At 73.0% G+C, this 7189-nt stretch carries 6 protein-coding genes and 1 tRNA gene; 3 read left to right on the forward strand and 4 right to left on the reverse strand.

The annotated features are described in order from the left end of the window. Positions 1-73 precede the first annotated feature (73 nt). Both BLS21_RS22950 and aceE read right to left on the reverse strand, forming a co-directional pair. Positions 74-1018, reverse strand: coding sequence for an FAD-dependent oxidoreductase (locus tag BLS21_RS22950; protein WP_091223899.1), 945 nt, complete (start codon positions 1016-1018; stop codon positions 74-76). Between the two features lie 86 nt (positions 1019-1104). After that, a complete protein-coding gene (gene aceE, locus BLS21_RS22955) occupies positions 1105-3918 on the reverse strand; it encodes a pyruvate dehydrogenase (acetyl-transferring), homodimeric type (RefSeq protein WP_217636253.1) in 2814 nt (937 codons plus the stop codon). A gap of 354 nt (positions 3919-4272) precedes the next feature. Between aceE and BLS21_RS22960 the strand changes: the two genes are divergently transcribed. The 3 genes from BLS21_RS22960 (at position 4273) to BLS21_RS22970 (ending at position 5494) form a co-directional block, all read left to right on the forward strand. Further along, the gene (locus BLS21_RS22960) at positions 4273-4698 is read left to right on the forward strand and encodes a DUF3052 domain-containing protein (protein ID WP_012949524.1); all 426 of its coding nucleotides are present in this window, start codon (positions 4273-4275) and stop codon (positions 4696-4698) included. A gap of 187 nt (positions 4699-4885) precedes the next feature. Then, entirely contained in the window at positions 4886-5347 is a 462-nt protein-coding gene (locus tag BLS21_RS22965; protein ID WP_091223901.1) for a peroxiredoxin, read from the forward strand. A 75-nt stretch (positions 5348-5422) separates the two neighbouring features. Further along, positions 5423-5494: transfer RNA gene (locus BLS21_RS22970), tRNA-Val, on the forward strand. A gap of 75 nt (positions 5495-5569) precedes the next feature. Here BLS21_RS22970 and BLS21_RS22975 read toward each other — a convergent pair. Then, the gene (locus BLS21_RS22975; RefSeq protein WP_175479714.1) at positions 5570-6595 is read right to left on the reverse strand and encodes a tyrosine-type recombinase/integrase; all 1026 of its coding nucleotides are present in this window, start codon (positions 6593-6595) and stop codon (positions 5570-5572) included. 271 nt (positions 6596-6866) lie between these two features. Next, the coding region (locus BLS21_RS22980; RefSeq protein WP_139177266.1) for an integrase core domain-containing protein at positions 6867-7189 on the reverse strand (323 nt) is incomplete at its 5' end.

Genomic DNA, 7189 nt, shown 5'->3' on the forward strand with positions numbered 1-7189 from the left:
GCCGCCCCGAGCCTTGACGGCCCCCTGCAGGGTCCCGCCGCGAGCGTGCGAGCGGCGGGGGCAAGGGGGGCCGTCAAGGGGAGGACGGGGTCCTCCACCGGACCAGGCCGACGACGTCGGCGGCGCAGCCCCAGGAGAGGGTGACGCCGGCGCCGCCGTGCCCGTAGCAGGCCACCACCGGTCGCCCGCCGACGTCCAGCCGTTCCAGCCGGACGGTGGGCCGGCCCGGCCGCAGCCCCACCGCCCGCGACAGCACCGGCTGCCCGCGCAGCTCCGGGACCAGCGCGCACGCCCGCGCCAGGATCGCGGCCTCCACCGCGGGGTCGGGCTCGGTGCCGGTGGCGCCCTCCACCGCCGTGCCCCCGCAGACGACGTCCCGCCCGCGGGGGACGACGTAGGTGAGCCCGGCCGGGTCGTCGTCGTCCAGCACCCAGCCGCCCAGGCCCGGGTCGGCCAGCCGCACCACCTGGCCCTGCACGGGTACGCAGAAGTCGTCGTCGAGGAGGTGTCCCGCGGCCAGTCCCGCGGCCACCACCACGACGTCCCCCGCCACCTCGTCGAGCGCGGTGACCCGGCCCGGCACGGTCTGCACCCCGGCCGAGGCGCACGCGCCGACCAGCCAGGGCAGGTACCGGCCCGTGTCCACCACCGGCAGCGTGCAGTGGGTGCCGGCGGGGGCGCCGGGCGGGAGCTCCTGCGTGGTCGCCGGACGGACGTCGGCCACGCCGGGCGTCCACCAGAGGTCGGGCTCGGGCGTGCGGTGCACGAACGTCCCGGGCCGGAGCGTCACCCCGGTGGCCGGGTCGGCGGCCAGCCGGGTGAGGACCCCGAGCGAGGTGGCGCCCCACCGCAGGACGGCGTCCGCGGGCGCCGCCCGGTACGGGAACCAGATCGCGGCGGCCACCGCGGAGGTGGTCGCCGCGATCGGGTCGGCGGTGTGCACCCGGACCCGGTGACCGGCGCGCGCGAGCTCGAGCGCGCAGGTCAGCCCCACGACCCCGCCGCCGACGACGGCCACCGCGAGGTGGCCGTCACCGGCGGCTGTGGCCCCCTGCAGGGTCCCGCCGCGAGCCCGCGAGTGGCGGGGGGCGAGCGGGTCCTGCCTCAGGTCGCCGGGCTGGGGTCGGACCGCTCCTCCTCGGGCGCGGCCTGCACGTCGCGGATCTGGTACTTCTCCACCGCCTGGCGGACGACGTCACGGTCGACCTCGCCGCGCTGGGCCAGCGAGGCCAGCACCCGGACGACGACCGACTCGGCGTCGACGTGGAAGTGCCGCCGCAGCGCCGGCCGGGTGTCGGAGAGGCCGAACCCGTCGGTGCCCAGCGTCGCCATCCCGCCGGGGACGTACGGCGCGATGAGGTCGGGCACCGCGCGCATCCAGTCCGACACCGCGACGACCGGCCCGGGGGCGTCCTGCAGCCGCTGGGTCACGTACGGGACCTGCGGCTCGTCCTCCGGGTACAGCAGGTTGTGCTCCTCCGCCGCGTCGGCCTGCCGCCGCAGCTCGTTCCACGACGTCACCGACCACACGTCGGCCGACACGCCCCAGTCGTTCGCCAGCAGCTCCTGCGCGCGCAGCGCCCACGGCACCGCGACGCCGGAGGCCAGCACCTGCGCCTTGGGGCCGTCCCCCTGGCCGGGCGCGTACCGGTACATGCCGGCCAGCAGGCCCTGGACGTCCAGACCCTCGGGCTCGGCCGGCTGGTTGTACGGCTCGTTGTAGACCGTCAGGTAGTACATGACGTCGGGCGAGCGGGAGCCGCCCAGCGGGGCGCCCGGGTCGTCGCCGTACATGCGGGCCAACGCGTCCTTGGTGATGTGCCCGACCTCGTAGGAGAACGCGGGGTCGTAGCAGACGACGGCCGGGTTGGTGTGCGCGAGCAGCAGCGAGTGGCCGTCCTCGTGCTGGAGGCCCTCGCCGTTGAGCGTCGTCCGGCCGGCGGTGGCCCCGAGGACGAAGCCGCGGGTCATCTGGTCCGCGGCCGCCCAGAACGAGTCGCCGGTCCGCTGGAACCCGAACATCGAGTAGAAGATGTAGATCGGGACCATCGGCTCGCCGTGCGTGGCGTACGAGGTGCCGACGGCGGTGAACGACGCAGTGGAGCCCGCCTCGTTGATGCCCTCGTGCAGGATCTGGCCCTGCTCGGACTCCTTGTACGCCAGCATCAGCTCGCGGTCGACCGAGGTGTAGCGCTGGCCGGCCGGGTTGTAGATCTTCTGCGACGGGAAGAGGGAGTCCATCCCGAAGGTGCGGGCCTCGTCCGGGATGATCGGCACGAAGCGCGGGCCGAGCTCCTTGTCCTTGAGCAGCTCCTTGAGCAGGCGGACGAACGCCATCGTGGTGGCGACCTCCTGCTTGCCCGAGCCGCGCCGCAGGACGTCGAGGGCCTTGTCCTCGGGCGCCTTGAGCGTCTTGAACTCCGACCGGCGCCGGGGCACCGCGCCGCCCAGCTGCCGGCGCCGCTCGAGCATGTACTGCATCTCGTCGGAGTCCGGGGCGGGCTTGTAGTAGGGCGGCAGGGTCTTGTCGAGCTGCTCGTCGGGGATCGGCAGGTAGAGCCGGTCGCGGAACGCGGCGAGGTCCTCGGCGGTCAGCTTCTTCATCTGGTGGGTGGAGTTGCGGCCCTCGAAGTGGCTGCCGAGGGTCCAGCCCTTGATGGTCTTGGCGAGGATGACCGTGGGCTGACCCTTGTGCTCCACCGCCGCCTTGAACGCCGCGTAGACCTTGCGGTAGTCGTGCCCGCCGCGGGAGAGGTTCCAGACCTCCTGGTCGCTCATGTTCTCCACGAGCTTGCGGGTGCGCGGGTCCCGGCCGAAGAAGTGCTCGCGGACGAAGGCGCCGTCCTCGGCCTTGTAGGTCTGGTAGTCGCCGTCCGGCGTCTGGTTCATGAGGTTGACCAGCGCGCCGTCGCGGTCGGCGGCCAGCAGCGGGTCCCACTCCCGGCCCCAGATCACCTTGATGACGTTCCACCCGGCGCCGCGGAAGAAGGACTCCAGCTCCTGGATGACCTTGCCGTTGCCGCGCACCGGGCCGTCGAGCCGCTGCAGGTTGCAGTTGATGACGAAGGTGAGGTTGTCCAGTTCCTCGCGCGCGGCGAGACCGATCACGCCCAGCGACTCGGGCTCGTCCATCTCGCCGTCGCCGAGGAAGGCCCACACGTGCTGGTCGGAGGTGTCCTTGATGCCGCGGGCGTGCAGGTACCGGTTGAACCGTGCCTGGTAGACCGCGTTCATCGGGCCGAGGCCCATCGAGACGGTGGGGAACTCCCAGAAGTCCGGCATCAGCCGCGGGTGCGGGTAGGACGACAGCCCACCGCCGGGGTGGCTCACCTCCTGCCGGAAGCCGTCGAGCTGGTTCTCGTCGAGGCGGCCCTCGAGGAAGGCGCGGGCGTAGATGCCAGGGGAGGCGTGCCCCTGGAACCAGATCTGGTCGCCGCCGCCGGGGTGGTCCTTGCCGCGGAAGAAGTGGTTGAAGCCGACCTCGTACAGGGACGCGGAGCTCGCGTAGGAGGAGATGTGCCCGCCGACGCCGACCCCCGGGCGCTGCGCGCGGTGCACCATGATCGCGGCGTTCCAGCGGATGTAGGCGCGGATCCGGCGCTCGACGTCCTCGTCGCCCGGGAACCACGGCTCCCGCTCCGGCGGGATGGTGTTGATGTAGTCGGTGCTGCGCAGGCCGGGGACGCCGACCTGCTGCTCGCGGCTGCGCTCCAGCATGCGGAGCATGAGGTAGCGGGCGCGGCCGCGACCGGCGTGGTCGACGACGGCGTCCAGCGACTCGAGCCACTCGTTGGTCTCGTCGGGGTCGGTGTCGACCAGTTGGCTGGGGAGGCCGTCGGTGATGACCGCACGGGCCGGTCCGGTCTCGTTGCCGGCGTCGCGGGCGGGGTCGCCGCCGGACTGCTGCGGAGCGCTCATGGGCACATCGTCCCCCGCGGGTGGGGTGCGCGTCACGCCGGTCGCCCACCAGTCGGGACGACGGCCGGTTCCGGACGTCTCTCGACACACTTGCACCTGACCAGGCATGCCCTACGCTTTCCGCCTACGCCGGCCGTGGCCTCGGACAGCCGAGACGGGGTGACCGGTGCAGACGGGAAGGGGTGACATGACCGGGCTGCGGGGGAGGTCTCCCGCTGGTCGTGTCCTGTCCACCTCCGGTCCGCCGCACCCCGCGCCCCGGGCCGCGCGTCCCATCCCCACGACACCCCGCCGGCGCGGGCACGGACGTGTCCCCCGGTCAGCCGCATCGGAACCCATGGAGGAACAGCAGGGATGAGCGTCGACTCGGGCAGCGCCAGCATGGCGGCCCGGCTGGGCATCAAGCCGGGCATGGTCGTGCAGGAGCTCGGCTGGGACGAGGACGCCGACGAGGACCTGCGGGACTCCATCGTCGAGGTCTCCGGCAGCGAGATGGTCGACGAGGACACCGACGAGGTGGCCGACGTCGTGCTCCTGTGGTGGCGGGAGGACGACGGCGACCTCTTCGACGCGCTGACCGACGCGATCACGTCGCTCGCCGACGACGGCGTCGTGTGGCTGCTGGTGCCCAAGTCCGGTCGCCCGGGTCACGTCGAGCCCGGTGACGTCACCGAGGTCGCCCCGACCGCGGGTCTGTCGCAGACCAGCAGCGTCTCCGCGGCCAAGGACTGGTCCGGCATCCGCCTGGTCACCCCCAAGGCGGCGCGCAGCCGCCGCTGAGCAGGGATCCCCTCGCCCCCACGGCTCGCGAGCTCGCCGCGGGGCCCTGCGAGGGGGCCACTCCCTCGTGTCACCTGGCTCGGCGCGGACCTCTGAGGGGTGGCCGTTCCGGTACGTCACCGGACCGGCGGCGGGATCCCGCAGGGGGGCCGCGCGGTGCGCGCCGGCGGTGCGGCACGATCGGCGCATGAGCCTCTCCGTCGGGGACGTCGCGCCCGAGTTCAGCCTGCCCGACCAGGACCGCCAGGTCGTGTCGCTGGCCGACCTGCGCGGGACGCCGGTCCTGCTGGTCTTCTACCCCTTCGCCTTCTCCCGGATCTGCACCGGGGAGCTGTGCCAGCTGCGCGACGAGCTGGCGACGTACACCGACGCCGGCGTGCGGGTGCTCGCGCTCAGCACCGACCCGGCCCCCGCCCTCAAGGCGTGGCGCGAGCAGGAGGGCTTCGACTTCGCGCTGCTGTCGGACTTCTGGCCGCACGGCGCCGTCGCCCAGACCTACGGCGTGTTCAACGACAAGGCAGGCATGGCCGTGCGCGGCACCTTCCTCGTCGACGCCGAGGGCCGCGTCGTGTTCGCCGAGGTCAACGGCCCGGGGGATGCCCGCGAGCAGTCGGGCTGGAAGGACGCCGTGGCCACGCTGGCCGCTTGAGGGAGGACCCCCTGCCCCCGTCACTCGCGAGCTCGCGGCGGGACCCTGCAGGGGGCCGCCTACTCTGGGCGCGCGGGGCGCGTAGCTCAGCGGGAGAGCTCTCGCCTTACAAGCGAGCGGTCGCCGGTTCGATCCCGGCCGCGCCCACCTCCGCGGTTTCGACCTGCGGGAATGCCGAGTGGCTATGCCCGCAGGTCGGCCGGTTACCGGGATTGTTACCTGTCATAGGTGCTGAGCGACCGACCGGCGCTGTCCGAGGTAGTCCCGGCCGAGATAGACGCGGGCGGTCATCGACGGGTCCGCGTGCCCGAGCTGATCCGCGATGGCGACCAGCGGAGCGCCCCCATGATGGGCCAGTGTGGCAGCCGTGCGGCGCAGGCAGTGGGGCGTGGCCCAGGAGAACCCAGCCCCGACCAGCAGCGCCGACAGAGCCTTGGCACAGTTGGACTGTTCCCACGCGCGCTCGTGCGGCTCGGCCACCAGGGGCAGGCCGGTCTCTCTGTCCCGGTACTGGCCCGTGAAGTACGGAGAGGCGAACACGTAGCCCCGGCCGCCGGTCTGCTCCTGGCGATGGCGCAACCGCTCGGCCAGGTCCGTGTTGAAGTCAACGTGACGCAGGGAGCTGTGAGACTTCGTGCCCCGCAGGAGGGCGCCGTCGATGTCCTCGTCCACGTCCTCCCACCGCAGGGCCCGCGCCTCGGTCACCCGTGCGCCCGTTCCCGCCATGAACGCCAGCAGGTCCGCGGCGGTCTGCCACTTGCGCTGAGTGTCCGGCCGGGCGGGCTCGGCGGCTCGGCCGTCGGCGTACGCCAGGAGGCGTGCGCGCTCGTCCCGGGTCAGCGCCCGGCGCGTGTCCCGGGGTTCCCGTCCCGGACGCGGCGGCCGGGGTTTCTGGGAGGCCACGGCACGGACGTTCTTGAGTGCACTCCCAGGCAAGGTGCCGTTGTCCACGGCCAGGTTGAGGATGCCGGACAGGACCGACCTGGCGCTGGCAGCCGACTGGGTGCCGTGCACGTCCGCGACGGCCTGGAGGAACGCGCGCAGCCGCTGGGTGTTGTTCGCGTCAGCCAGACTCAGGCCACGGATGCCGCCACCCTTGACCCGGAGCTTCTCGCGCAGTGCCTCGCCGGGCTGGTCGATGTGCCGGGTGAAGGTCCGCGTGTAGTCCTGGATGGTGCGGGAGCTCTTGCCCGAGTCGGTGCGCCGGATGCCCTCCAGCCACAGGTGGCCAGCGTCAACCAGTGCCATGCCCGCCGTCATGGGGACCGCGCCCGCGCTGTTAAGCCTGGCCTCAAGGACTTCTTCGACGGCTGCTACCGCTGCGGCCTTGGTCGGGCGGACCCGGGATTCCTCGCCGTACTCGCCGTCCCAGCCCCGGTAGTAGCACCGGGCGCGCCACCGCTCGGCGCTCCGGCCCGACGCCGCCCGCTTCCACTTGCCGGCCTCATCGCGCTTCTGCGGGGTGACGTCGATCTCTCCACGTTCCCCAGGCTCTAGCTGTCGTGACCAGGGAGGTTGTTCACGCGGCGAGTCGGCTGATCGGTGGGCGGCCGCCGAGGGCGGAGTGGCTGCGGGAAGTGTTGTAGTGGGTCAGCCAGCTGTCCAGGGCGGCGGTGCGCTCGTCGTTGCAGCTCCAGGCGGTGGCGTAGGCCCACTCGGTCTGCAGGGTGCGGTTGAACCGCTCGGCCTTGCCGTTGGTCCAGGGCCGCCCGGGCTTGATGAACCGGCGGCCGATGCCCAGCTGGGCGCAGACGGCGATCCAGGCCCGCCCGACGCGGTAGCTCTTGGCGTTGTCGGTCAGCACCCGCCGGAGGGTGACGCCGTGGGCGGCGAACCAGGCCG

The sequence above is a fragment of the Geodermatophilus siccatus genome (assembly GCF_900103785.1).
In the GTDB taxonomy this organism is placed as follows: domain Bacteria; phylum Actinomycetota; class Actinomycetes; order Mycobacteriales; family Geodermatophilaceae; genus Geodermatophilus; species Geodermatophilus siccatus.